The sequence below is a fragment of the Streptomyces niveus genome (assembly GCF_001723055.1).
GTDB classification, from domain to species: domain Bacteria; phylum Actinomycetota; class Actinomycetes; order Streptomycetales; family Streptomycetaceae; genus Streptomyces; species Streptomyces niveus.
On sequence record NZ_MDCR01000209.1, the window covers coordinates 1 to 26168 of the forward strand.

General features: G+C 71.5%; 20 protein-coding genes and 1 riboswitch. Of the genes, 11 read left to right on the forward strand and 9 right to left on the reverse strand.

Features of this window, described 5'->3' with window-relative positions; all coding sequences use genetic code 11:
* From BHU15_RS40315 to BHU15_RS23675, 3 genes are all read left to right on the forward strand, one after another.
* Positions 1 to 931, forward strand: a 931-nt coding sequence (locus BHU15_RS40315; RefSeq protein ID WP_497210037.1) for a serine/threonine-protein kinase, incomplete at its 5' end; no start/stop codon positions are given.
* 134 nt (positions 932 to 1065) lie between these two features.
* A complete protein-coding gene (locus BHU15_RS23670) occupies positions 1066 to 2670 on the forward strand; it encodes a succinic semialdehyde dehydrogenase (protein ID WP_069629042.1) in 1605 nt (534 codons plus the stop codon).
* 40 nt (positions 2671 to 2710) lie between these two features.
* Positions 2711 to 4543, forward strand: a complete 1833-nt coding sequence (locus BHU15_RS23675) for a GMC oxidoreductase (RefSeq protein ID WP_069629043.1) — start codon at positions 2711 to 2713, stop codon at positions 4541 to 4543.
* A gap of 695 nt (positions 4544 to 5238) precedes the next feature.
* Here the strand turns inward: BHU15_RS23675 and BHU15_RS23680 are convergent.
* Positions 5239 to 5550 (reverse strand): chorismate mutase, encoded by a 312-nt coding sequence (locus BHU15_RS23680; protein ID WP_069629044.1) that lies wholly within the window; start codon positions 5548 to 5550, stop codon positions 5239 to 5241.
* A 310-nt stretch (positions 5551 to 5860) separates the two neighbouring features.
* Here BHU15_RS23680 and guaA point away from each other — a divergent pair, with 310 nt between their 5' ends.
* The 4 genes from guaA (at position 5861) to BHU15_RS23700 (ending at position 10338) form a co-directional block, all read left to right on the forward strand.
* The gene (gene guaA, locus BHU15_RS23685) at positions 5861 to 7441 is read left to right on the forward strand and encodes a glutamine-hydrolyzing GMP synthase (protein ID WP_069629045.1); all 1581 of its coding nucleotides are present in this window, start codon (positions 5861 to 5863) and stop codon (positions 7439 to 7441) included.
* A 156-nt stretch (positions 7442 to 7597) separates the two neighbouring features.
* Positions 7598 to 8359: an SAM-dependent methyltransferase gene (locus BHU15_RS23690; protein ID WP_069629054.1), complete on the forward strand. Its 762-nt coding sequence runs from the start codon at positions 7598 to 7600 to the stop codon at positions 8357 to 8359.
* 71 nt (positions 8360 to 8430) lie between these two features.
* Positions 8431 to 9696 carry a hypothetical protein gene (locus tag BHU15_RS23695; protein WP_069629046.1) on the forward strand — a complete coding sequence of 422 codons (1266 nt, stop codon included), beginning with the start codon at positions 8431 to 8433 and terminating at the stop codon, positions 9694 to 9696.
* 123 nt (positions 9697 to 9819) lie between these two features.
* A complete protein-coding gene (locus BHU15_RS23700) occupies positions 9820 to 10338 on the forward strand; it encodes a DoxX family protein (RefSeq protein WP_069629047.1) in 519 nt (172 codons plus the stop codon).
* A 156-nt stretch (positions 10339 to 10494) separates the two neighbouring features.
* On the opposite strand, the gene BHU15_RS23705 is transcribed toward BHU15_RS23700, so the two are convergent.
* On the reverse strand, positions 10495 to 11805 hold the full coding sequence (locus BHU15_RS23705; RefSeq protein ID WP_069629048.1) for a PspC domain-containing protein: 1311 nt from the start codon (positions 11803 to 11805) through the stop codon (positions 10495 to 10497).
* A gap of 166 nt (positions 11806 to 11971) precedes the next feature.
* On the opposite strand from BHU15_RS23705, the gene BHU15_RS23710 reads away from it, so the two are divergent.
* Both BHU15_RS23710 and BHU15_RS23715 read left to right on the forward strand, forming a co-directional pair.
* Positions 11972 to 13351 (forward strand): ATP-binding protein, encoded by a 1380-nt coding sequence (locus tag BHU15_RS23710; protein WP_079128338.1) that lies wholly within the window; start codon positions 11972 to 11974, stop codon positions 13349 to 13351.
* Positions 13348 to 14043 (forward strand): LuxR C-terminal-related transcriptional regulator, encoded by a 696-nt coding sequence (locus tag BHU15_RS23715; protein WP_069629049.1) that lies wholly within the window; start codon positions 13348 to 13350, stop codon positions 14041 to 14043. Before BHU15_RS23710 ends, BHU15_RS23715 begins: the two co-directional genes overlap by 4 nt.
* Positions 14044 to 14053: 10 nt before the next feature.
* Here the strand turns inward: BHU15_RS23715 and BHU15_RS23720 are convergent, their stop codons facing one another.
* The 3 genes from BHU15_RS23720 to BHU15_RS23730 all read right to left on the reverse strand — a co-directional run bounded on the left by BHU15_RS23720 (position 14054) and on the right by BHU15_RS23730 (position 16989).
* Positions 14054 to 14434: a hypothetical protein gene (locus BHU15_RS23720; RefSeq protein ID WP_141726871.1), complete on the reverse strand. Its 381-nt coding sequence runs from the start codon at positions 14432 to 14434 to the stop codon at positions 14054 to 14056.
* 86 nt (positions 14435 to 14520) lie between these two features.
* The gene (locus BHU15_RS23725) at positions 14521 to 15567 is read right to left on the reverse strand and encodes a C40 family peptidase (RefSeq protein ID WP_069629056.1); all 1047 of its coding nucleotides are present in this window, start codon (positions 15565 to 15567) and stop codon (positions 14521 to 14523) included.
* Between the two features lie 249 nt (positions 15568 to 15816).
* A complete protein-coding gene (locus BHU15_RS23730; RefSeq protein WP_171908434.1) occupies positions 15817 to 16989 on the reverse strand; it encodes a C40 family peptidase in 1173 nt (390 codons plus the stop codon).
* Positions 16988 to 17149: riboswitch (cyclic di-AMP (ydaO/yuaA leader) on the reverse strand. (Overlaps the previous gene by 2 nt.)
* A gap of 214 nt (positions 17150 to 17363) precedes the next feature.
* Here BHU15_RS23730 and BHU15_RS23735 point away from each other — a divergent pair.
* A complete protein-coding gene (locus BHU15_RS23735; RefSeq protein ID WP_069629051.1) occupies positions 17364 to 19892 on the forward strand; it encodes an ATP-dependent DNA helicase in 2529 nt (842 codons plus the stop codon).
* A 95-nt stretch (positions 19893 to 19987) separates the two neighbouring features.
* Here the strand turns inward: BHU15_RS23735 and BHU15_RS23740 are convergent, their stop codons facing one another.
* Positions 19988 to 21559 (reverse strand): M23 family metallopeptidase, encoded by a 1572-nt coding sequence (locus BHU15_RS23740; protein ID WP_069629052.1) that lies wholly within the window; start codon positions 21557 to 21559, stop codon positions 19988 to 19990.
* 326 nt (positions 21560 to 21885) lie between these two features.
* Entirely contained in the window at positions 21886 to 22803 is a 918-nt protein-coding gene (locus BHU15_RS23745) for an esterase/lipase family protein (RefSeq protein ID WP_079128336.1), read from the reverse strand.
* A gap of 228 nt (positions 22804 to 23031) precedes the next feature.
* On the opposite strand from BHU15_RS23745, the gene icmB reads away from it, so the two are divergent.
* Positions 23032 to 23445 carry a coenzyme B12-dependent isobutyryl CoA mutase small subunit gene (icmB, locus tag BHU15_RS23750; protein ID WP_023539238.1) on the forward strand — a complete coding sequence of 138 codons (414 nt, stop codon included), beginning with the start codon at positions 23032 to 23034 and terminating at the stop codon, positions 23443 to 23445.
* A gap of 7 nt (positions 23446 to 23452) precedes the next feature.
* On the opposite strand, the gene BHU15_RS23755 is transcribed toward icmB, so the two are convergent.
* Together BHU15_RS23755 and BHU15_RS23760 are read right to left on the reverse strand one after the other, a co-directional pair.
* Positions 23453 to 25117: a DUF5691 domain-containing protein gene (locus BHU15_RS23755; protein WP_069629053.1), complete on the reverse strand. Its 1665-nt coding sequence runs from the start codon at positions 25115 to 25117 to the stop codon at positions 23453 to 23455.
* A gap of 72 nt (positions 25118 to 25189) precedes the next feature.
* On the reverse strand, positions 25190 to 26168 hold a 979-nt coding region (locus tag BHU15_RS23760; RefSeq protein ID WP_069629058.1), incomplete at its 5' end, for an SWIM zinc finger family protein.

The window sequence follows — 26168 nt, forward strand, 5'->3', positions numbered from 1 at the left end:
CGTCGTGCTGTACGCGGCGGTCGAGGGCATGTCCCCGTACCGCCGCTCGAACATCCCCGCGACGCTCCAGGCCGTGCTCTCCGCCGAGCCGCAGATGCCGGCCCGCGGGTCGGGTGCCTTCGGTACGGTCGTGATGCAGCTCCTGCGAAAGGACCCGGCGGCACGTCCCACCGCCGCCGAGGTGCGCGCGGTGCTGGAGTCGGTGGCGCGTCCGCCGCAGCTCTCCACCGAGGCGACGAACATCTACCGCGCCGCGGGCACGGCCGGCGGCGGCGCGGCGGCCGACGGCAACAAGTGGGTCCCGCCGATCCTGCACCGCAACCGCCCGGCGCAGTACGGGCTCGGCGGCGGGCTGCTCGCCGTGGTCCTCGCGATCGTGCTGATCTTCTTCAACCCGTTCGCGGCCGAGGGGCTGCCGGAGGGCTGGGGGGTGCGGCAGGAGACGGAGATCCTGAACGCCGAGATCGCCCTGCCCAAGGACTACCGGCGCTCGCAGGAGAGCGTCACCGAGGAGACCCGGGTCAGCTTCGGCGATCCGAGCGGTGTCTTCGGCGTCGCCATGGAGCAGGTCCAGCAGTCGCCCGACAACGAGGACGTCCTGGACGCGAAGCCGGACGCCTTCAAGACGTACTACGAGGCCGGCGGCGACAACGGCACGGAGATGAAGGACGCGAGCTACTCGACGCGGGATTCGTCGTTCGCCGGCTCCGAGAAGGCGTTCGAGAACATCGTCGACTACACGCCCTACAGCGACTCGTCCGACGAACCGATCCGCTACCGCCTCCACGAGCTGGTCGTCCCGGGCAAGGCCGGTGCGCACTGGCGGCTCACCGTCTCGATGCCCGCCCAGGGAGACGCCGTCAAGGACGGCGAGGAACTCTTCTCGAACGTCGTCAAGAACCTGGTGATCGACAGCGACAAGCTGTCCTGAGTGCCTGATCAGGGCTTATGTGCCAGCGATCACTGGCGTGTTCGCGGCCGGTCGCCCGAGGGCCCGCGGGCGACCGGCGAAAAGCTGTTACCCGCGGGTACCCAAAGTTCCGGATGCGGCATACTCTCGCCCTCATGACGGACTCACAGGCCCCCACGACCAACCCCGTGGCTCCGGTGCCCGCCGGTGTACGGACCGCCGCCGACGTGGTCACTCCCGAGGTGCTCGCCCAGCTCATCAGGGGCGTCGTCGGCTCCGGGGTCACCTCGAACCACACCCCCGCCACCGGCGAGAAGCTCGCCGACCTGCCCGAGTCCACCCCTGAGGACGTCGCCGAGGCCTTCTCACGCGCCCGCGCCGCGCAGCCCCTCTGGGCCGCGACCTCCGTACGGAAGCGGGCCGCCGTCCTGCTCCGCTTCCACGACCTCCTGCTGGAGCGCCAGGCCGAGGTACTCGACCTCATCCAGCTGGAGACGGGCAAGGCCAGGCTGCACGCCCACGAAGAGGTCCAGTCCGTGGCCGTCGCCGCCCGCCACTACGGGCGCAAGGCCCCCGCGTACCTCAGGCCGCGCCGTCATACCGGCGCCGTACCCGTCCTGACCAAGGTCACCGAGCAGCGCCAGCCACGCGGTGTCGTCGGGCAGATCGCGCCGTGGAACTACCCGCTGGAACTGTCCATCGGCGACGCCCTCCCGGCCTTCGTCGCGGGCAACGCCGTCGTCATGAAGCCCGACACCGAGACCGCGCTCACCGCGCTGTGGGCACGTGACCTGCTGGTCGAGGCCGGGCTGCCGGCCGGGGTGTTCCAAGTGGTCCTCGGCGAGGGGCCGGTCATCGGGCCCGAGGTCGTCGAGCGCGGCGACTACATCTCCTTCACCGGCTCCACGCGCACCGGCCGCGAGGTCGCGCAGCGCGCGGCGGGCCGGCTCGTCGGGGCGTCCCTCGAACTCGGCGGCAAGAACGCCATGCTGGTCCTGCACGACGCCGACATCGAGAAGGCGGCGGCGGGCGCGGTGCGCGCCTGCTTCTCCACCGCCGGCCAACTCTGCATCTCCATCGAGCGGTTGTACGTCCACGAGTCGGTCGCCGACGCGTTCGTCGAGCGATTCGTCGCCCGTACCAAGGCGATGCGCCTCGGCTGCGCGCTCGCGTACGGCGCGGACATGGGCTCGCTCGCCAGTGAGCGCCAGCTCAAGACCGTGACCAGCCATGTGGAGGAGGCCGTGGCCAAGGGCGCCACGGTCCTCGCGGGCGGCGTGGCGCGGCCGGACATCGGGCCGTACTTCTACGAACCCACCATCCTGGAGGGCGTCGAGGCCCCGATGTCGGTCTGCACCGAGGAGACCTTCGGGCCGCTCGTGTCCGTCTACCGGTTCAGCGACGAGGACGAGGCCGTCGAGCTGGCCAACTCCACGCCGTACGGCCTCAATTCGAGCGTGTGGACGCGCGACGGCCGACGCGGGCACGCGGTCGCCGCCCGGCTACTCACCGGCACCGTCAACATCAACGAGGGGTTCGCGCCGGCGTACGGCAGCGTGCGGGCGCCGATGGGCGGCATGAAGGAGTCCGGCCTCGGCCGCCGGCACGGCTCCGAGGGCATTCTCAAATTCACCGAGGTACAGACCGTCGCGCAGCAGCGCGTGCTGCCGATGGCTCCGTCGATGGGCATGGACGACGAGAGGTACGCGGCGTTGATGACCAGGAGCCTGCGCGCGCTCAAGGCGTTCCGCCTGCGCTGATTCGAAGCGGATCCGAAGCGGGTTCGAAGAAGGAGAGTCGATGTCACGGGACACCCATGCCGAAATCGAAAGCGAAGACGGCTTCGACTACGACTACGACGTCATCGTCGTCGGGTCCGGCTTCGGCGGCGCGGTCTCCGCGCTGCGGCTGACCGAGAAGGGATACCGCGTCGGTGTCCTCGAAGCCGGCCGCCGCTTCACGCCAGGCACCCTCCCCAAGAACTCCTGGGACATCAAGAACTATCTGTGGGCCCCGGCCCTCGGCCTCTTCGGTATCCAGCGGGTCCATCTGCTCGGCAACGTCATGGTCCTCGCGGGCGCCGGGGTCGGCGGCGGGTCGCTCAACTACGCGAACACGCTGTACGTGCCGCCCAAGGCGTTCTTCGAGGACAGGCAGTGGGCCGGTATCACCGACTGGCAGGCCGAACTCGCCCCGTACTACGACCAGGCGCAGCGCATGCTCGGCGTACGCCTCAACCCGACCATGACCCCCTCGGACGTCCATCTCAAGGCGACCGCACAGGCGATGGGCGTCGGCGACACCTTCCATCTCGCCCCCGTCGGCGTCTTCTTCGGAGACGGCCAGGACGCCGACGGTACGGCGCGGGCCGAGCCGGGCGCGTCGGTCGGTGACCCGTACTTCGGTGGCGCGGGCCCCTCCCGCAAGGCGTGCTCCCAGTGCGGCGAGTGCATGACCGGCTGCCGTCACGGTGCCAAGAACACGCTCAACGAGAACTATCTCCACCTCGCCGAACAGGCCGGCGCGGCCATCCGCCCCATGACGACCGTCGTCGACCTCACCGAGGACCCGGCCGGCGGCCATCGCGTCGCGACCGTCCCCACGCACCGGCGCAAGTCGGCCCCGCGCGTGCTGCGGGCGCGCCACGTCGTCGTCGCGGCGGGGACGTACGGGACACAGACCCTGCTGCACACGATGAAGGACCGGGGCCGGCTGCCCCGGCTGTCCGACCGGCTCGGTGAGCTGACCCGTACCAACTCCGAGGCCCTGGTGGGCGCACAGACCACCGACCGGCGCTACCGGAAGAAGCACGGTGCCGCCGAAGGACGCGGCCGGGCGGACTTCACCCGGGGCGTGGCCATCACCTCGTCGTTCCACCCGGACGCCAACACCCATGTGGAGCCGGTCCGTTACGGCAAGGGCTCCAACGCGATGGGCTCGCTCTCGATCCTCCAGGTCCCCTACAGCGAGAACGGCCGCCGGATCGCGGGCTGGCTCGGCAACATGGTCAGACACCCCGTCCAGGCGGTCCGTTCACTCTCCTACCGGCACTGGTCGGAGCGGACCATCATCGGTCTGGTCATGCAGTCCGTCGACAACTCGCTGACCACCTACCGCAAGCGGGACGGCGTCGGAAAGGGCCTGCTGACGGCCCGCCAGGGGCATGGCGCCCCCAACCCCAAGCAGATCGCGGAGGGTACGCGGACGGCGACGCTGCTCGCCGACGAGATCAACGGCTTCGCCGGCTCCAACGTCGGTGAGCTGATGGGCACTCCACTCACCGCGCACTTCCTCGGCGGCTGCCCGATAGGCGCCGACGCGGAGCACGGTGTCATCGACCCGTACCACCGGCTCTACGGCCACCCCGGCATCTCGGTCGTCGACGGCTCGGCGGTCTCGGCGAACCTCGGCGTCAATCCGTCCCTCACCATCACCGCGCAGGCCGAGCGCGCGATGTCCTTCTGGCCCAACAAGGGGGAGCGCGACCCGCGTCCGGAGCAGTCGGCGGGGACGGCGTACGTACGGCAGGAGGCGGTCGCGCCGAAGTCGCCGGTGGTCCCGGCGTCGGCCTTCGGCGCGCTGAAGCTGCCGTTCCTCGGGATGCCGGCCGTGCCGCCGAAGAAGACGCCGTAAGCCGGGGAGCAGGAGACAGTGAGGAGGCGCTGCACCCCCCTCCGAGTGCAGCGCCTCCGGCCGGTCGCCCCGTCGCGCGACAGTGCCGTGGGACAGGGGAGACCGTTGTGTCGCATGGTGGACCTGTGACCTGGGCAGATGGTTGCCCCTTGCCTCACAGAATCCTTATGTGGCGCGCGTCACACCCTGGTGCCGATCGCCGCGGCCACGCACGACAAGGGCCCCGCGGGCCCGGTCCGAAGCGAATCGGACGGGCGCCTGCGGGGCCCTTGTCGTCGGCACCGGGGCGTCAGGGCGGCGCGCCGGTGCCGGATCGCGGCGCTGGGGGGGGGTGAGCGCCGCGAGTTCGGGACAGTGGACGGGTGAGCGGGCGGTGAGGAGAGGAGCCGGCTGTCGGACGGGTCGGACACGGGGGGATCCGTATCCGTATGCGGTCGGCGCCGGGCGTCCCCGGTGCCGACCGCTCTTGGGGTGACCGGGCATGCTGTCCCCTGCCGACCGGTCACTCGCGCTGAGACGAGGTCCCACGACGCACCATCGGTACGTCACACGCCCCAGCGAAGCCACGCGTGGTTTGTTCGGGCCCGCCCCTGGCTGACACGGACATCGGGACCAACGAAGCCCCGGCGGGTCCGGTCACGCGCCGTACGGGTGAGGATGCGCCCGAACCCATGTCCGTACCGAGTTGTGCGCGCTCAGATCCGGCCGCGTGACAGCTCGAGGAGCGTCATCGCGAGGGTGGTGCCCGGCGTCCCGAGCGCGTCCCTGAAGCGGCCGAGGATCTCGTTCTCGCGGGAGAGGTTGACCCGCCGCCCGCCGGAGGCGATGCGGGCGTCCTGGATGACGGCCGATACGGCCATCCGTTCCTGTACGAGACCGATGATCCGGTCGTCGAGCGCGTCGACGCGCTCACGCGCGCCGTCGATCACTGTGGCGGCCTCGTCGGTACGGGCGCCGGTGCGGTCGGAGTCGGTACGGGCGGATCCGGTGTGGGCGGTGACGGTCATGAAGGGCTCCTCTGTAGGAAGGGGGAGCCCCGGGCGGCGGACATCCGGCCCGGACAACGCAGAACGCCCCGGGCCTTGTCGGCCCGGGGCGCCTGGGAGGTCGCTTGTCAGCTCAAGCAGCACGACCATGGCAGCCGGACGGGCCGGTGCCATAGGTAAAGACGAAGGTCGAGTGCTCGCGCATGGCGGTCAGTATGCCGGAGGACCCCGGCGGGCCCGTGCGGGGGTTCGGATGCTGAGACGAAAAGCTGTCTTCGCCCCCCGTTAGAATTGCCGTACCGAACCCCTTCACCGCCGGAAGGCCGCGCCCGTGCCAGCAGTACCCCCCGCCGCCCCCGACGCCGTACTCGTCGTCGACTTCGGCGCGCAGTACGCCCAGCTCATCGCCCGCCGCGTCCGGGAGGCCCGGGTCTACAGCGAGATCGTCCCCTCGACGATGCCGGTGGCGGAGATGCTGGCCAAGAACCCCAAGGCGATCATCCTCTCCGGCGGCCCGTCCTCCGTGTACGCCGAGGGCGCCCCGACCGTCGACCGCGCGCTCTTCGAGGCCGGGATCCCGGTCCTGGGCATGTGCTACGGCTTCCAGCTGATGGCGACGGTGCTCGGCGGGACGGTCGACAACACGGGCTCGCGCGAGTACGGCCGTACGGAACTGCACGTCTCCAAGCCCGCCTCCACCCTCTTCGAGGGCACGCCGGCCCAGCAGCAGGTCTGGATGTCCCACGGCGACGCCTGTTCCGCCGCCCCCGAGGGCTTCACCGTCACCGCCTCCACAGAGGTCGTGCCGGTCGCCGCCTTCGAGAACGACGAGAAGAAGCTGTACGGCGTCCAGCACCACCCGGAGGTCATGCACTCCACGCACGGCCAGCAGGTCCTTGAGCACTTCCTCTACCGAGGCGCCGGCATCGAGCCGACCTGGACGACCGGCAACGTCATCGAGGAGCAGGTCGAGGCGATCCGCGAGAAGGTCGGCTCCAGCCGTGCGATCTGCGGTCTCTCCGGCGGGGTGGACTCGGCCGTCGCCGCCGCCCTCGTACAGAAGGCGATCGGCTCGCAGCTGACCTGCGTGTACGTCGACCACGGTCTGATGCGCAAGGGTGAGACCGAGCAGGTCGAGAAGGACTTCGTCGCCGCGACCGGCGTGCAGCTGAAAGTCGTCGACGCCGCGGAGCGCTTCCTCGCCGCGCTGGCCGGGGTCTCCGACCCCGAGCAGAAGCGGAAGATCATCGGCCGCGAGTTCATCCGGGTCTTCGAGCAGGCCCAGGCGGAGATCGTCGCCGAGGCCGAGCCCGGCGAGCCGGTCGAATTCCTCGTCCAGGGCACGCTCTACCCGGACGTGGTCGAGTCCGGCGGCGGCACCGGCACCGCCAACATCAAGTCGCACCACAACGTGGGCGGGCTCCCCGAGGACCTGGAGTTCTCCCTCATCGAGCCGCTGCGCCAGCTCTTCAAGGACGAGGTCCGGATGGTCGGCCAGGAGCTGGGGCTCCCCGACGAGATCGTCCAGCGCCAGCCCTTCCCGGGACCGGGTCTCGGCATCCGTATCGTCGGCGACATCACGCGCGAACGCCTGGACCTGCTGCGCGAGGCGGACGCCATCGCCCGCGAGGAGCTGACGGCGGCCGGTCTCGACCGCGACATCTGGCAGTGCCCGGTGGTCCTGCTCGCGGACGTCCGCTCGGTGGGCGTCCAGGGCGACGGCCGCACGTACGGCCACCCGATCGTGCTGCGCCCGGTGTCGTCGGAGGACGCGATGACGGCGGACTGGACGCGGATGCCGTACGACGTACTGGCGAAGATCTCCACCCGCATCACCAACGAGGTGGCGGACGTGAACCGCGTGGTACTCGACGTGACGAGCAAGCCGCCGGGCACGATCGAGTGGGAGTGACCCTCTCCGCGAGGTCAACGCCGATGCCGTCGCTCATTCGTTTGAGCGGCGGCATCGGCATGTGTCCTGGGTAGGTCTGCCGTACTCGTGGGCCGTACTTGTAGGCCGCCGGAAATCACTCGCGTCGTGCCGATCTTCTGTGCGAACGTCTCGCCCATGTCCGACCACGATGAACTCCACGCCATCCTCGCCGCCCCCAACAACCCCCTCCTGACCTGGAACGCCCCCCTCTCCGAAGAGCACGCCCGCTCCCTCGTCGACGCCTGCGCCCTGCCCGACGGTGGGCAGGTGGTCGATCTCGGGTGTGGCTGGGGCGAGTTGCTGCTGCGGATCGTCGACGGGGCGCCCGGCAGTACCGGGCAGGGTGTGGACAGCGACCCCGCCGCCGTCGCGCGCGGGCGGCGGCTCGCCGGGGAGCGGGGGCTGGACGGGCGCGTCACCTTCCATCAGGGGTCCGCCGACGCCTGGACGCGGAGCGGGTACGACCTCGCCGTCTCCATCGGGGCCGTGCACGCCTGGCCCGGCACGACCCGCGAGGCCCTGCGCGCGCTGCGCGCGACCGTGAAGCCCGGTGGGCGGGTCCTCTTCGGGGACGCGTACTGGACCGAGAAGCCGACCGCCGCCGCCCTGGCGGGACTTGGCGCCGAGGAGGACGAATTCGTCGGCTCCCTCGCCGACCTGGTGCAGGCCGCCGCCGACGCCGGGTTCGCGCCGCTCCGTACGACCGTCGCCGACCAGCGCGAGATGGACGTGTTCGAGTCCAACGGCCGGGCCGGCTGGGGCGAGCGCTGGGCGCTCGATCACCCCGAGCACCCCCTGCGTGACCAGGCGCGCGCCACCGCCGCGCGGCACCGTGCCGGGTATCTCGGGGGCTACCGGGGGTACTTCGGCTTCGCGTATCTCGTCCTCGGCGTCTGACACCCTCCCGGATACGGCACAATTCCCAGTCACAGCAAGGTAGTTCAGGGGCGGGGAAGGCGGCATTCGGCGTGGCGGCGCAAGTGGCGGGACAGAGCACGCACGGCGGGAGCTGTACCTGCGGGAACTGCCCGCACGGGGCGCACGAGGGACATCGGCAGGCCGTCGCGGCCTTCCTGGCGAAACGGGAGGAGTTCGCGGCCGGCCAGGGCCTGCCCGCCGCGCTCGCGCACTCACCCGGCGCGTCCCGGCAGTGGGTCTCCGACGAACTCACCCAGTCCGCGCGCGCCGTCGCCGACCGCAGCCGGGAGGCCGGTGACGCCTGGCTGCTCGCCGTCTGGCGGCACACGCTGCTCGGCGTGTGGGGGAGCGTCGCGGTGTTCGCCCTCGCGCTGGCCGGGACCGCGATCGGCGCGGGCTGGAGCGTCGCCCGTACGGCCGGCCTCGTCGCCGCCCTCGTCGTGGCCGGGCTGCTCACCGGCGCGGCCAGGCTGCACCGTAACCGCGGCGGCCTCCTCGCCCCGCTCATCGGCGAGGACAACCGGCTGTCGACCTCCCGCACCGTCGCGTCCGCGTGGGTGCTGCTCCTGGTCTTCGCCGTGCTGGTGCTCGCGCTCCAGCTCGCCGGGGCGTCCGACCACGACGCGCGCGACGAGCTGATCGCCGGGCTCGAACTGGCCCGGGGCGCGGGCATGCTGACCGTGCTGGCCGTGGTGTGCGCGATCGCCGTCGTCGTACGCCGTGTGGTGGGCGTACGGGTCGCCGACCGGCGCCTGCAGAAGGTGCGGGCCGAGCGCCCGCGCCTCGCCGACCTGCTCTGCGACGACGCCGGGCGCGGCAACTTCGCCGATGTCCAGTACACGCTGGTGACGGCTGTGGCCGTGCTCTTCTCGGCCGTACGCCTCGCCCGCCGACCCGAGCAACTGCCCGACCTGCCATGGGCCCTGGCCCTGCTGGTCACGGTCTCGGCCGCGACGTACTTCGCCTCCAAGTGGGCGGAGGGCGGCCGTCCGGTGGTGCTGTCCGTCGTCCGCGCCCGCGAGGCCGGGGACCTGGACGCGCCGATCCGTACCGGCGACGACATCGAGATCCGGGGGACGGGTTTCGTGCCGCCGGGCGCGGGCACGCCGGACCGGCTGGCCAGGATGGTCGTACGGATCGGGCCCGTCCATATCCACGTACCGCTCGTCCCCGTCCCCGGCGGCTTCCAGAACCCGTCGGACACGGTGCTCACCGTGCCGGTGCCGGTCGACGTGGAGCCGGGGCGCCTCGATGTCCAGGTGGTGACGGCCGCCGGGGTCGAGACCAACCGGGTGCCGATCGACGTCGTGGACTGAGACCGCCGCCGCCGGCCGGGGACCGCTGAGCGCATTGTTCGTCGCATCCGTATGCATGCGTGAGGCGCGCGGGGACAATCGAGCCCTGCGAGCGACGTGGGCGGCGGAAAGGCAGGGCGCGCGATGGCGCACGGACACCGGACGGACAGCTACGGGACGATCGGCGGTGAACGGCGGGGCTGGAAGGACACGGCGGCGACCTACTCCCTCGTACCGCTCAGGATCTTCCTCGGCGTGACCTTCATCTACGCCGGACTCGACAAACTCACCGACAGCGCCTTCATGTCGGCGAGCGGGCCCGGTTCCATCGGCGACCTGATGCGCGGCGTGCGCGACAGCTCCGCCATTCCCGCACTCGTCGACCTGTCCCTCAAGAGCCCCGAGGGCTTCGGCTACGCCATAGCCATCGGCGAACTGGCCGTCGGTCTCGGCACCCTCGTCGGGCTGCTGACCCGGCTCGCCGCGCTCGGCGGCGCCCTGATCTCGCTGAGCCTGTGGCTGACGGTGAGCTGGCAGTCGGACCCCTACTACTACGGCAACGACCTCGCCTACCTCATGGCCTGGCTGCCGCTCGTGCTCGCCGGCGCCTCGGTGTTCTCCCTGGACGCGGCCCTCGCCGACAGGCGGCGCCGAATGCGGTAGTCCGCCATCGACACGGCGGAGGCCAGGAACAGCCCGCCGCAGATGATCGGGACGACCACGAACCAGGGGGCGTCCCACCAGCCCCCCGCGTCACCGGCGAACACGGTGGCCGCGCTCATCACGGCCAGCCCGGCCACCAGCTTGCCCGGCCTGAACTCATGCCGAAGCACGGATCACCTCCACCTGTCCGACACCGACTTCGAGCCGCAGATCCAGTGTGCCCGCCGGTTTCACGCCCTTGGGCGGGGCCACCGTACGCGACCGGTCCTGCGCCGGCGCGAGATCGATGTCGTTCTTCGGCTCACCGGGCAGCTGGAGGTCGCCGAGCCCCGCCTCCGCGCGCACCTTCAACGTCACGTCGCGCGGCACGACGACCTTCAGCTTCCCCGCGCCGACCTCCGCCCTCGTACGGAGGGTCGTGCCTGCGGGCACGTCGACCCCGGCCAGGTCGAGCGTCCCGACACCGGTGCCCAGCTCGTACGACGGCGCCACCGAGGCGACGGCCGCCGGGCGCCAGGTCGTACGGACCCAGTCCGTGCCGATGTCCTTCGGGACGGCCGCCGCGCCCGCGAGGAGCCCGGCGGTGAGGACCGTGAGGAAGATCGTGCCGAAGCCCGTACGTCCCAGGAAGGCGCTCACGGCGAGGCCGAGGCCGAACACGCCGAGCGCGGCGGCGAAGCCGATCTGGAGGCTCGTACCGAGCGGCTGGGAGTCCCACGACTGCCCCGTGCCGACGGCGCCCGCGACCAGCGCCAGCAGGAAGACCGTGCCGCCGATACCGCGCGGACCCCGCCGTCCGCACGACGTACTGCCGGGCCCCTTCCGCTTCCTGGCCCCGCGACGGGACGAACCGGCGCCGTCGTCGGCCTCGTCGTCGGGACCCCACAGATAGCCGGGCGGCGACGCCGGACCCGTCGTACCGTCCTTGACGATCGGGTCGCGCCACCACGAGGGGCTGCCGGGCGTCGGCGGCGCCTTCGTCTCCGGCGGGGCCTCGGCCACGGCCGCCGCCGTCCCCGGGTCGAGCGGGCCGCCCTCCTCAAGAGTGGCGCGCCGCCGCTGCGACCAGACGGCCGCGCCGATCGTGGCGATCGACAGCATCGTGGCGAACCCGAGCGTGCCGCCGTTGTTGAGCATCGACAGGAACAGTCCGCAGCCCACGAGCGCGAGCAGTACGGCGATGAGGGAGGCGCCGTCGACGCGGCCCGACAGCAGCCGGCGCAGCTCGTTCTCGTCCTCGCCGTCGACCGGGACCAGCAGCCAGGCGAAGCCGTAGAAGATCAGCCCGATGCCACCGGTCAGCGTGAGCACGACGATGACGATCCGGAAGATGACCGGGTCCAGGTCGCAGTACCGCCCCAGCCCGCCGCAGACGCCCGCGACGACCTTCTGCCGAGGCGCGCGCACCAGCTGAGGAGCCGGTGGCTGCGGTGGCTGCGTCGAGGTGTGCGGTACGGACCGAGTCATACGACCATGGTGACGGCCCGGCCGCCCGGTCTCCACCTGTCCCGACCCTGGCCGGTCCCTGATATTCCCCGGCGGGCGGGCACGGCGTGTCAGGGTCGTTCTCGGGGCCGCTCTCAGGGCGCAGCCCTGATGCCACGGTCCGCCCGGTCGTGTGACCATCAATGGCATGCCGGTCGCCACGCCCACCCCGCCCCCGCCTCCCTCGTCGTCGTCGGCCTCGGGACCGTCCGCGGGCACGGCGGGCACGGCCCGGAGCCGCAGCCGCACGTCAGGGACGGCGACCGGCGCCGACGAGCCACCTCTGCGCAAGCTCTACCGCAGCGCCGACGGCCGGATGCTGGGCGGCGTCGCACGCGGGCTCGCGGGCCATCTGGGACTGCCGGTCGGCTGGGTGCGGCTGGTCTTCCTCGCGCTGTTCCTCGCCCAGGGACTCGGCGCGCTGCTCTACGCCATCTTCTGGATCGTCGTCCCGCTCGGCGTCGGCGGCGCGCCCACCGGGTCCCGCCCGCTGTTCGAGACGACCACCGACGGGCGGCGCCGCCTCCGTAAACCCGACCGGGGACAGACCTTCGCGCTCATCGCGCTGTTCGTCGTCGGGTCGATCTTCGTCGCCGGCGCCGACCTCGGCCGCAGCGGCGCGGGGAACTACATCTGGCCGACGCTCCTCATCGGCGCCGGTGTCGTCCTGGTCTGGCGCCAGGCCGACAACGCCCGCCGCGAGCAGTGGGCTTCGCTCTCCACGGACAGCAGACGCCGCAGGACCTTCCAGATAGCGCGCGGACTGGCCGGCGTCGCGCTCGTCGGTATGGGCCTGACGGTCTTCATGGTCGTACGAGGCTCGGCCGCCCAGCTCGGCAACGTCCTGACGGCGGCCATCGCCGTCGTGGCCGGTGTCGCGCTGCTCGCCGGCCCCTGGCTCGTCCGCATGACCCAGGACCTGTCCGACGAGCGCCTGATGCGCATCCGCGCCCAGGAACGCGCCGAGGTCGCCGCCCACGTCCACGACTCCGTCCTGCACACGCTCACGCTGATCCAGCGCAACGCGGACGACGGCGGCGAGGTCCGGCGCCTGGCCCGCGCGCAGGAGCGGGAGCTGCGCGCCTGGCTGTACCGGCCGGAAGGCACCGGCAAGGACGAGGAGAACGAACCCGACACCCTCGCCGAGGCGGTCAAGGCGACCGCCGCAGAGGTGGAGGACTACCACGGCGTACCGATCGAGGTCGTGGTCGTCGGCGACTGCCCGCTCGACGAGAAACTGACCGCACAGATGCAGGCCGCACGCGAGGCAATGGTCAACGCCGCCAAGTACGGTGGCGAGGGCGGCGCCGTGCAGGTCTACGCGGAGGTCGAGGGCCGTACGGTCTTCGTGTCCGTACGGGACCGGGGACCCGGGTTCGATCTGGACTCGGTCCCGGACGACCGGATGGGCGTACGGGAATCGATCTTCGGCCGCATGGAACGCAACGGCGGTACGGCGCGGGTGCGTTCGGCGCCCGACGGGGGCACGGAAGTGGAGCTTGAGATGGAGAGGGCGGCGGACGCATGACCGGCAACAGCGGCGAGGAAGAGACCCAGACCAGGCGGGTACGCGTGGTGCTGGTCGACGACCACCGGATGTTCCGCACCGGAGTGCAGGCCGAGATCGGGCAGACGGAGACGACGGGCGTGGAGGTCGTCGGCGAGGCCGCCGACGTCGACCAGGCCGTCACGGTCATCACCGCGACCCGCCCCGAGGTCGTCCTGCTCGACGTCCACCTTCCCGGCGGCGGTGGCGTGGAGGTCCTGCGCCGCTGCGCCCCGCTGATGGCGGCGGCCGACGACCCGGTGCGTTTCCTGGCGCTGTCGGTGTCCGACGCGGCGGAGGACGTCATCGGCGTGATCCGCGGCGGCGCGCGCGGCTACGTCACCAAGACGATCACCGGCGCCGACCTGGTGGACTCGATCTTCCGCGTCCAGGACGGCGACGCGGTCTTCTCGCCGCGCCTGGCGGGCTTCGTGCTCGACGCGTTCGCGTCGACGGACGCGCCGCCGGTGGACGAGGACATGGACCGCCTCACCCAGCGCGAGCGCGAGGTGCTGCGGCTGATCGCGCGCGGTTACGCGTACAAGGAGATCGCGAAGCAGCTCTTCATCTCGGTGAAGACGGTCGAGTCCCACGTCTCGGCGGTGCTGCGCAAACTCCAGCTCTCCAACCGGCACGAACTGACCCGGTGGGCGACGGCGCGCAGGCTGGTGTGAGGGCGGCCGGTCAGCCGTCGGAGCAGAGCCACTCGGTGACGTAGTCCCGGCCGTCGTGGTGCATGAGTCCACGGACGCATTCGCCGGGCGCCGTGTCGAGCGTGCCCGCCCCGGCGGTCGAGCCCTCCTTTGTACGGAGGGTGTCGAACCAGCCGGGGAACGCGGTGATCCGCGCGTCCTTGCGCTGGTAGCCCAGCTGGACGGCGGAGGGCGCGGCGGTGTCGTGGCGTACGTAGCGCGTCGTGAACGTCCCCTTGGCGCCCACCGGGCCCTCGACGCAGAGCCGGCCGCCGGTGAGGTCGCCGCAGCCGTCCGGGGTGACGCCGACCGGGGCGAGGACGAGCAGCCCGCCCAGGGCGAGGGCGGCGGCGTGGACCCGGCTGTGTCGCATGGCGTTCATCGTCGTGCGGCGGGGGCGGTACGGCATCCGGGCTTGCGCCGGGTGGGTGGACGCTTCGGGGGCATCACTCGGGAGCGCTACGCGGGGCGGGCGGCGCCCGCGAACGGCATCTGGTCGATCGGCGCCATGCGTACATCGGCGCCGGGGCGAGGGGCGTGGATCATCTGCCCGCCGCCGACGTACAGCCCGACGTGTGAGATGCCCGAGTAGAAGAACACCAGGTCACCCGGGGCGAGCTGGGAGCGCGAGACCCGTTGGCCCGCGTTGATCTGGGTGTACGTGGTACGCGGGAGGGCGACCCCGGCGGCACGCCAGGCGGCCTGCGTCAGACCGGAGCAGTCGAATCCGTTGGGCCCGGTCGCGCCCCACACGTACGGCTTGCCGAGCGCCCCGCGCGCGTAGGCGATCGCGGCGGCGGCGCGGGAGTTCGGCGCCTGGACGGCCGTGGCCGCGCCCCGGCTCTCCGCGCGGTCGGCGCGCGCGTCTCCCGGCCCGGTGCCCGCCGCGTACCGCGCGCGCTCGGCGGCGGTGAGCCGGGCAAGCAGCTTCTCGGCGTCCGCGAGTTTCCTCGTCACGGTCGACTTGTGGGTGGCCAGCTCTGCCTGACGGCTCTTCAGCTCGGCCAGCTTCCCGTCGGCCTTCGTACGTAAACGGCCGAGTTCCCCGAGCTGCGCGCGCATCCTGCTGACGGCCTTCGCCTGCTGGAAGCCGGCCCGTTCGGCGAGCGCAGACCCGCGCAGGTACTCGTCGGGGTCGGAGCTGAGGGCGAGCTGTACGGCGGGATCGAGGCCGCCCGCGCGGTACTGGGCGGTGGCGATCGAGCCGAGGGCGTTGCGCGAGACGTTGAGCTGCTGCGTCCGGCGGGCGGCCTCGTCGCGCAACGCGTCGAGCGCGGCGCTCGCGTCGGCCGCCTTCTCCTTGGCGCCGTTGTACTTCTCGGTGGCGGCCTCCGCCTGGTGGTAGAGCTTGTCGACCTTCGCCTTCACCTGAGCCGTGCTGAGCTGGGGGTCGGCGTGCGCGGACCCTTCGAGACCGGTGGCCGTGGCGGCCCCCGCGAGGGCGAGGGTGGCCGCCGTACGGCCGTACGGGCGGTGCTTGGATCGGGGTCGACGGTGCGCTGCCACGACGGGTTCCACATCCTTCTTGGGTCCGGCTGTCGTGGAGGACGCTAGGCGCGGCGGTCACGGAAGCGCGTCGGCATGCCCGCTATTGCCCGGAGCCGGTAGTTCCCGGTCGGATTGTGGTGCCCGGATGTATGCCCATCGTGTCGATTTCGGACAGGACTTGATCAATCCCACGACACCACCCCACGGCACGCCGAGCGGTGGTACGCCGACCCCGGACCCCTGGACCGGACCCCCGGACGGGATCCCTCAGACCGGGCGCACGCTGCCGTAGATCGGCATGTAGTAGATCGACTCCTCGCGCACGTTCGCACCCGGCTTCGGCGCGTGGATCATCTTGCCGTCGCCCTTGTAGATGCCGACGTGGCTGATGTCGTCGTAGAAGAACACCAGGTCGCCGGGGAGCAGGTCCGCCGTGGCGACCCGCTTGCCGACCTTCACCTGGTCCCAGGTCGTCCGCGGCAGCTGCACTCCCGCCGCCTTCCAGGCAGCGCCCGTCAGCCCCGAGCAGTCGTAACTGCTGGGGCCCGTGGCGCCCCACACGTACGGCTTGCCGATCTGGGCGCGCGCGAAGGCGAGGACCTTCTCGGCCTTGGCCGCGTACGTACCGTCCGCGGCCCCCGAACCGCCGCCCGAGCCGGTGTCCGTGCCGCCGCCGGTGGCGGGCGGCTGCTCCGCCTCGCGCGCCGCCTCCTGGCGCTTGCGCTCCGCCGCCTCCTCCTTGGCCTTCGCCTCGGCCTTGCGGCGCGCCTCCTCTTCCTTCTTCCGCTCCAGCGCGGCCAGCCGCGCCTTCTCCTGCTCCGTCAGCTCCGACAGCAGCGACCGCGCCGCCGCGAGCTTGTTCTGGACCTTCTGCTTGCCGAGCTTCAGCGAGTCCTGCGACTCCGTGAGCGTCTCCAGGCTCTTCGTCGCCTTGGCGCGCTGCTCGGCCGCGGACCGCTGCTCCTTCTGGAAGTCCTCGACGGCCTCCTGCTGGCGCTCGGTCAGCCGGTCCATCAGCTGTGTCTGCTCGAAGTACGACTCCGGGCTGTCGGCGAACATCAGCGCGGCCGTGGGACCGACCGCACCCGCGCGGTACTGCGCCGCCGCATAGGTACCGAGGGCGCGCCGCGCCTCGTTCACCTTGTCCGCGCTCTTGGCCACGTCGTCCAGGACCCGCTCGACCGACTTGCGCTGGGTGTCGGTCGCCTCCTTCGCCTTGTTGTACTGCTGCGTCGCCGTACCGGCCTGCCGGTAAAGGTCGTCGACCTTCTTCTGCACCTCTTCGACCGAGGGCTTGGGCTCGGCGGGCGCCGCGGTGGCGCTCTGCGTCGAGAGCAGCGTGACCGAGGCGAGCGCGGCGGTCGTGAAACCGACGGCCGGTGAATTCGCGCGCACCCCGGTGCGAGTGCGCGATTTGCGATGCGACGCCAAGGTCGGCATCTCCTTCCGTGGACCGCCTACCGGGTTAGCTGTCGGGTTCGGGCGGAACGGAAGGCTGCCCTACGGGCCTGGGAGTACGGCCCGATTCACCCCGGTGGAACATGGTGGGTCCCCGGTTCCGAACTCCCTTGAAGAAGCCCGGATTCGGCGCAGGCCGCCCGCTTGGCGCTGATCGCCGGTGGAGTACGGACCGCCTCGGCGAGCACGCTAGCCAATCTGTGGTGCCCCTGTGAAGGTTGATGGCCGATATGCCCGATACATTTTCGTGACCTTTCGCATATGCCGTCGTGAGCACCCCCGCAAACGGTCGGCGAATTCCCCGCGAGGCCATGTGGCGGTTGGCTGTCAGTGCGGCACCCTAGACTCAGGAAGCGATGAGCAGCCTCTTTGACGACAGCTTCCTGGCGGACCTCCAGCCCTCGGCCGAGGAGCCCCCGCCGCCACCCGAGGACACCGCGCCGGAGCAGGTGCCCGACGATCTCTTCGGAGGGAAGTTCGACGTGCCCCCGCCCAGGGATCCGTACCACCGCGACGGTGCTCCGCGCACGGTCGTGGACCCGGCGGCGCTGCTCGAAGGGCTGAACGAGGAACAGCGCGCCGCCGTCGTGCACACCGGATCGCCGCTGCTCATCGTGGCCGGCGCCGGCTCCGGCAAGACCCGCGTGCTGACCCACCGGATCGCGCACCTGCTGGGGACCCGCAGCGTGCATCCGGGCGAAATACTGGCGATCACCTTCACGAACAAGGCCGCCGGCGAGATGAAGGAGCGCGTCGAGCAGCTCGTCGGACCGCGTGCGAACGCGATGTGGGTGATGACGTTCCACAGCGCCTGCGTGCGGATCCTGCGCCGTGAGTCGAAGAGGCTCGGCTTCACGTCCTCGTTCTCGATCTACGACGCGGCCGACTCCAAGCGGCTCATGGCCCTGGTCTGCCGTGATCTGGACCTGGACCCCAAGCGGCATCCCCCGAAGTCGTTCAGCGCCAAGATCTCGAATCTGAAGAACGAGCTGATCGACGAGGAGACCTTCGCCGGTCAGGCGACGGACCCCTTCGAGAAGACGCTGGCCGAGGCGTACCGGATGTACCAGGCGAGGCTGCGCGAGGCCAACGCCCTGGACTTCGACGACATCATCATGACGACGGTCCATCTGCTCCAGGCGTTCGACGAGGTCGCCGAGCACTACCGCCGCCGCTTCCGCCATGTCCTGGTGGACGAGTACCAGGACACCAACCACGCGCAGTACACCCTGGTGCGCGAGCTGGTCGGCCCCTCCGGCGAGGGACACGACCCGGCCGAGCTGTGCGTCGTCGGTGACGCCGACCAGTCCATCTACGCGTTCCGGGGCGCCACGATCCGTAACATCCTCCAGTTCGAGGAGGACTACCCGGACGCGACGACGATCCTGCTGGAGCAGAACTACCGCTCCACGCAGACGATCCTCAGCGCGGCCAACGCGGTCATCGAGCGCAACGAGAGCCGCCGGCCCAAGAACCTGTGGACGAAGGCGGGAGCGGGCGCCCTGATCACGGGGTACGTGGCCGACACCGAGCACGACGAGGCGCAGTTCGTCGCCGACGAGATCGACCGCATGACGGACGCGTCGGAGGCCAAGGCGGGCGACGTCGCCGTCTTCTACCGGACGAACGCGCAGTCGCGTGTCTTCGAGGAGATCTTCATCCGCGTCGGCCTGCCCTACAAGGTCGTCGGCGGCGTGCGCTTCTACGAGCGCAAGGAGGTCCGCGACGTACTGGCCTATCTGCGTGTCCTCGCCAACCCGGAGGACAGCGTCCCGCTGCGCCGGGTGCTGAACGTGCCCAAGCGCGGCATCGGCGACCGCGCCGAGGCGATGATCGACGCGCTCTCGGCACGGGAGAAGATCTCCTTCGCGCAGGCGCTGCGCCGGGTCGACGAGGCGTACGGCATGGCAGCCCGCTCGTCGAACGCGGTGAAGCGCTTCAACACGCTGATGGAGGACCTGCGGACGATCGTCGAGTCCGGCGCCGGCCCGGCGACGGTCCTGGAGGCCGTGCTGGAACGGACCGGCTATCTGGCGGAGTTGCAGGCGTCCACCGATCCGCAGGACGAGACGCGGATCGAGAACTTGCAGGAACTCGCCGCCGTGGCGATGGAGTTCGAGCAGGAGAGGGCCCAGGCGGCCGGCGCGGACACGACGGTGACCACCGACGCCGACGCGGTGACCACCGATGCGCAGGGCGACGACGCGGGGGACGGCGGCCCGCCCGCCGCCACCGCGTCCGGCAGCCTCGCCGAGTTCCTGGAGCGGGTCGCGCTCGTCGCCGACTCCGACCAGATCCCCGACGAGGACGAGGACGGCTCCGGGGTCATCACCCTGATGACGCTGCACACGGCCAAGGGGCTCGAATTCCCGGTCGTCTTCCTGACGGGCATGGAGGACGGCGTCTTCCCGCACATGCGCGCGCTCGGCCAGGCCAAGGAACTGGAGGAGGAGCGCAGGCTGGCGTACGTGGGCATCACCCGCGCCCGCGAGCGGCTCTATCTGACCCGCTCCTCGATGCGCAGCGCGTGGGGCCAGCCCTCGTACAACCCTCCGTCGCGCTTCCTGGAGGAGATTCCCGGCGAGCATCTGGAGTGGAAGCGCACCGGTCCGATGGCAGCCCCGGCCGGACCGACGTCGGGGATCACGTCCTCGCTGTCCGCGTCCCGCTCACGCTCGGGCCCCGCGGGCTTCGCCACGCGGCGCGCGACCGAGAAGCCGGTCATCTCGCTGGCGGTGGGGGACCGGGTCACGCACGACCAGTTCGGGCTCGGGACGGTCGTGACGGTGACGGGGTCGGGCGCCGACGCCCAGGCGACGATCGACTTCGGCGACTCCAAGCCGAAGCGGCTGCTGCTGCGGTACGCGCCGGTCGACAAGCTGTAGAGGCGGCGGCGCCGCGGAAGCACGAATGTGGCGGGCCGCCGAGGCCCGCCACATCACTGTCCTTATCGGTTGGGATACTCCGAACGGGCCCCGGCCTACGACAGGTTGAGTCCGTGACTGCGGAACCAGCCCAGCGGGTCGATCGCCGAGCCGCCGCCCGGCCGTACCTCGAAGTGCAGGTGCGGGCCGGTGGAGTTGCCCGAATTCCCCGAGTACGCGATCTCGTCACCGGCCTTGACCGAGCCGGAGCGGATCTTCGTGCTGCTGAGGTGGCAGTACCAGGTCTCGGTGCCGTCCGGGGCGGTCACGATCGCCATGTTGCCGTAGGCGCCGTTCCATTGGGTACGGACGGTGCCGTCCGTCGCCGCCATCACCGGGGTGCCGTACGAGACGGGGAAGTCGATCCCCGTGTGCATCGACATCCAGTTGACGCCGGCCTGGCCGTAGTACGCGCTGAGGGCGTGATTGGCGACCGGGATCGCGAACTTGGGGCGGGCGGCCTCCTTGGCCGCGGCCTCCTCCTCGCGCTTCTTCTTCTCCGCCGCCTGCCGTTCCTTGAGGTCGATGCGCTCCTGGGTGCGGCTGGCGCGGTCCCCGAAGTCTCGTGCGTCGGCGTCGAGAGCGGCGAGTTGGGTGTCGAGCTTGTTGTTCACGGCGGCCGGTTTGACCGCTGCCGTGTCCGAGGCGGTGACGGCCGTCGAGTCGTTCTTGCTCTCCTCGGCGCCGAGTCCGCCGACCGACGCGGCGGCGATACCGGCGACGCCCATCACACAGGCGGACGGAACGGCGACGGTGAGCAGGGCCGAACGCTTCGCCGGTGTACGGCGCCTGCCGCGGTTGCCGCCGGCCGCCCGGCGGACCGGGCGGGGCGTGACGGTCGCGGCGGTGATGGTGGCGGCGGCCCCGACGAGCTGGTCGTCGTCCTCGAAGTGGTCCGGGTGGTCCGAGTGTTCGGGGTGTTCCGCGTACGCCGGATACTCGGAATCGAGGTTCGACTCCGATTCCGACACCTGTTCAGGCTCCGGACCGGGCGTGTCGTACTCGTGCTCGCTGTCGTACGCGACCTGCTCGTACTCGGTCTCGTGCTGGTGCTCGATCTCGGGCTCGTACGCGGCCGGTTCGTACGCGGCGGTCTGCTCGTACGCACCCGACTCGTAGGACTCGTACGTCGCGGTGTCGCCGTAGTACGGGGCCTCGGCCTGGAACGGGACGTCCGGCTGGGCGGCCGGTGCTCCCGAGTTCCACGCGGTGGCGTCGTACGCGCCGGTGTCGGCGACGGGCGCCGCCCACTGGTCGGCCGGGGTGTTCAGGCCGGTCGCGTCGTAGCCGTAACTGGCAGCCTGGTTCGCCTCGTTCCAGGCGGTCGCGTCCCACTGGCCCGTCGTGTCGTACGACTGCTGGGGCTGCTGCGACTGCTGGGGCTGTGCCGCGTACGCGTCGTACGCCTCGTACTGAACCTGGGGTGCTTGCGGCGCCTGCGCCGCGTACGGGTCGTAACCCGCGTTCCACTGCGTCGAGTCGTAACTGCCGCTGTGGTCCGCCTCGTACGTGACCGTGCCCGCCGGACTCGTGCCCGGAAGCGCGCCGAAGAGCGGATCGCTGTCGAAGCTGCCTGTGGAGTAGCCGTCGTGGGCGGCGTATCCGGCGTGGGGGTGCTGGTCGTTCACCAACTTCTCTCTCGCCTCGGCAGCAGAACCAGGCTCCTGGGGCCGCCTTGACGAACGGTGGGACCCAGAAGGGAAAGCAGTGGCCGCGACTGTACCCGGCGGTATGCGACGGCGACAATCTTCGGCGGCTTCCAGGCGCTCTGGAAACGGGCATTCGGCCGTCTTTCGGCGCTCGGCGGGCACACCTTTGGCTCTACGTTCGAGATTTGTTCGATTTCTACGGTGTCGGTGAGGTGTCGAACCGACATCGAATCGGATCTGAGCGCAACCAATTTCGGTGCCGGCGTTTGGACCACCGTCCGGCCCCGACGCGTCTCATGGCGTCCCTACGCCACCGATATCGCGCCGTCGGCCTGGCCCTCAGGGCATTCCGTACCACTTCCGGCCCATTCGGCCACCTCGGCCAGCGCCGCCTCCGAGATCTCCCCGGTGCCGTCCTGCTCCAGCACGTACCGGATCCCGGCGGCGAGGGCCGGATGCACGGGCAGCGCGAGGTGGCCGATACCGGTCACGCCCACGTTCTGCGCGATGAGGTCGGGATGCTCGACACGGGCCGCCTCGACCGGTGACATGACCTGGTCGAGATCGCTCCAGAAGCTCACGAACCGCGTCCGGCAGCCGGGCGCCGGCTCCCGCAGCTCCTCGATCAGGTCCGAGTCGGGGCGCATCTGCCGTACGACGGGGTGCGCGCTCGCGAGAGGGATCGCCGCGGTGCCCGCGTGGGGCGTGCCCATGGTGATCAGGGTCCGTACCCGTACGTCGCCGCCCAGTCGCTGTACGTAATACCGGGCGATCAGGCCGCCGAGGCTGTGGCCGATGATGTCGATCTCGCGGTGCCCCGTGCGGGCGCAGATCTCCTCGATCTCGCGGCCGAGCACCTCGGCCGCGACCCGGATGTCGCTGGTCAGAGGCGAGAAATTGAGCGATTCGAGATGGCGCCAGCCGTGCCGGGCCAGGGAGCGGCGCAGCAGGACGAAGACGGAGCGGTTGTCCACGAAACCGTGCAGCAGCAGGACCGGACGGCGAGAGCGGCCCTCGGTGGGCAGTGTGGCCGTCTCGGGCGGCAGATCGGGGGTCAGCCGCTCCTTGGCGATACCGGCCGGATACAGGACCAGATGACCGGCCAGGATGGCTACCTCAAGCACGGAGGCCCGCAGGAGGGTGACGGGGAGCTCCCACGCCGCCGGCCGCCGTACGACGGACGGAAAGGGCGAGAAAAGCTCGGCGAAAGGCGGGATCTTCATTGACCTACCTCCCTACGCCACTCGGGAAGCGACTCCCTCGCGGCTCCCGTGCCAGGTGGGGCCGGCACGACGCAGAGTGAACATGTCCCAATGTGTGATTTCCCCCTCCCCGGCCACCGCGAAACAGCGGCGTGCGAGATGCTGGGGATAACGTTCGTTCACCTCTCCGTCCCTCGCCGGTACGGGGACCCGTGCCAATGACGACGAAGTCGGTATGTGGAGGCAGTGATGGGTGTGACCGGTCCGATCCGTGTGGTGGTGGCCAAGCCGGGTCTCGACGGCCACGATCGCGGGGCCAAGGTCATCGCGCGAGCGTTGCGGGATGCCGGTATGGAGGTCATCTACACCGGGCTGCACCAGACTCCCGAGCAGATCGTGGACACCGCGATCCAGGAGGACGCCGACGCGATCGGCCTGTCGATCCTGTCCGGCGCCCACAACACGCTGTTCGCGAAGGTCATCGACCTGCTGGAGCAGCACGACGCGCTGGACATCAAGGTCTTCGGCGGCGGGATCATCCCGGAGGCGGACATCGCGCCGCTGAAGGAGAAGGGCGTGGCGGCGATCTTCACTCCGGGCGCGACGACGACGTCGATCGTGGACTGGGTGAACGCGAACGTCCGACAGCCGGCGGGGGCGTAGTCCGTTCTCACGCGCCGGGCGAGTCGGCCGTCTCGTCCGGCGGCGTAGGGGCGTCGGACAGCTCCGACGGCTCTGACAGCTCCGACAGCATCGCGGCGCGCAGCCGCAGCGTGGAGACCAGGCGCTGGAACGCCTCCGACCAGTAGCCGCCCGCTCCCGGTGACGCGCTCTCCGATTCGTCCGGGGTGGCGGTGAGGATGTCCAGGTGGGGTGCCTCGGCGGGGTCCAGGCAGCGCTCGGCGAGGCCCATCACACCGCTGAAGCTCCACGGGTAACTCCCGCCGTCCCGCGCGATGTCGAGCGCGTCGACGACCGCGCGGCCCAGCGGCCCGGACCACGGCACCGCGCACACGCCCAGGAGCTGGAACGCCTCCGAGAGGCCGTGCGCGGCTATGAACTCGGCCACCCAGGAAGCCCGGTCCGGCGCCGGCAGGGTGGCCAGCAGCTTCGCCCGCTCCGCGAGGGACGACGCGCCGGGACCGATGGCCGGGGACGCGGCCGGCGGGCCCAGCAGGGCGCGCGCCCAGCGGGCGTCGCGCTGGCGGACCGCCGCGCGGCACCACGCGGCGTGCAGCTCGTCCGTCCAGTCGTCCAGGACCGGCAGTGCCACGATCTCCTCGGGCGTACGGTCCCCGAGCCGGCCCGGCCAGATCGACAGCGGCGTCGCCTCCACCAACTGCCCCAGCCACCACGACCGTTCGCCCCGGCCGCTGGGCGGCGTCGCGCTCACCCCGTCGCGCTGCATGTCCGCGTCGCACTCGTGCGGCGCCTCCACGACGACGGTGGGGCCCGTGGGGCCGCCGGTACGGTCCAGACTCACGCACGTCGCCGCCCGCTCCGCCATCCGCGCGGCCAGCGCGGAGTTCGGCAGCGCGGAGAGCAACTCCGCCGCTGTCGCGCGGACGTTGCGGCTCCGGTCGGACAACGCCTCCTCAAGGAAGGGCTCGTCGAGGTCGGACAGTCCGGCGCGCAGCGAGTCGAGGAACATCAGCCGGTCCTCCGCGCGCTCCGTCGACCACGTCGTGGCCAGCAGCGCCCGCGCCGCGTCCGGATCCCGCGTCCGTACGGCCGCCAGCAGCGCGACCCGCTCCGCGAACAGCCCCTGCTCCCACAACTGCCGTACCGCTTCGGTGTCCTGGGCGCCCGGCAGCACGGCGCCGCCGGACGCGCCGCGCAGGGCGAACTTCCAGTCCGGGTTGAAGCGCGCGAGCCATAGCCCGCGCGGTCCGGCGAACGCGAGGGCGTACGGCCGAAGGTCGTTGCGCCCGCGCGCGGCGTCCAACAGCGCCGGCAGCGCGGCGGCGGGTGCGCGGTAGCCCTGGTCGTTGGCGGCCGTGAGCCACTGGGGGAGCAGTTCGGTGAGATCAGGGGTCGTACCGCGCCTGCCGCCCGTCCCGGCCGGGGCCGAGCGGTCGGCCAGCAACTGCGACAGGCGCCGGCGCGCGGGCTCCGGCAACTCGCGGCGGTCGTCGGGCGGCGCCGGCTCCGGCCGGGCGGCGGCGCGCGCCGGGAGCAGACCCGCGCGCCGACGCAGCGTGTGGAGCGCGGCGGCGTCCAGCAACGCGACGGGCGCGTCCCGGCCGGGCGCCATGACATCCGCCGGCGGTGTGCGGCGGTCCGTGCCGAGCAGGGCGGACGTGACGAGCTCTTCCCAGGGAGTGGTGAGGGTCATCGGATGCCTCCGTATACGTATAGATAGGGGACAGGCCTCAACGGGATGGACGAACCCGGCACCAGCGACCGCTCATGTCAGCTGGACCGTCTCCGGCGAGTCCGGCGACCACGCCGCGAGTGGCGTGAACCCGCGATGCCCGCACTCGCCGAAGACCGTGACCGGCCCGCCGCCGGACAGCGACACCAACTTCCACAGACCCGGCCGCGCGAGCGCCGCGTGCGCCATCGGCAGGGCCGACTCACCTTCGGCGTCGGCCAGTTGCCAGCCGCCGTCCTCCCCGTGCGGGACCGGTACGACATCGGTCAGTGTCACCGGCCAGGACTCCAGCCACGGATCCTCCCGCAGCGCCGACCCGTACGCCGCGACCGCCGCCGTGGTCGTGCCGCCCGGCGGAGGTGTCCCCGTCGGCTGCGGAACCCCCACCTCGTCGCCCAGATCGGCGCGCAACTGGCCCGCCCCCGCGTGCGGCGTCAGCTCCGCCTCGATCACCAGCCCCACCGGCAGCGCCGGCGCGGGCGAACGGCCCGCAGCGCCGAACCCCAGCACCAGTGCCGTACGCCCCGACTCCCGCCCGTACAACCAGATCCGGCGCGTGGTGATCTTGCCGTCCGACGTGTCGTACTGCGCGAGGACCAGCCAGTGGTCCCTGACCGGCGGTCCCTCCGCGGGGGAGGGCAGACCGACGCGCGTACGGACCGTCGTCGCCAGGGGCGCGGGCAGCCGGTCGATGCCCAGCCAGCCCTGATCCAGCAGGTGCAGCAGCGCCGACTCCTCCAGCAGCCGCACCGGCCAGCCCGCCCCCGAACCAGGGATCGACCCCAACTCCCGCACCCGCGCCGCCAGTCCGGGCGCCTGGGCGTCGACCATGCGCGCGGCCGTCTCCTCCCACAGCCCGTACCCCGACTGCTCGGCCGCCGCCAGCCCGCCGCGCAGCAGATCCGTCAGCCGCTGCTCAAGCTCCCGCGCCCCGCCCGTGATCCGAGCCGCCCTGCGCTCCGCCCGGCGCCTGGCCGCCTCCGGGTCGGCCTGCTTGGCCACCCCGCCGGCC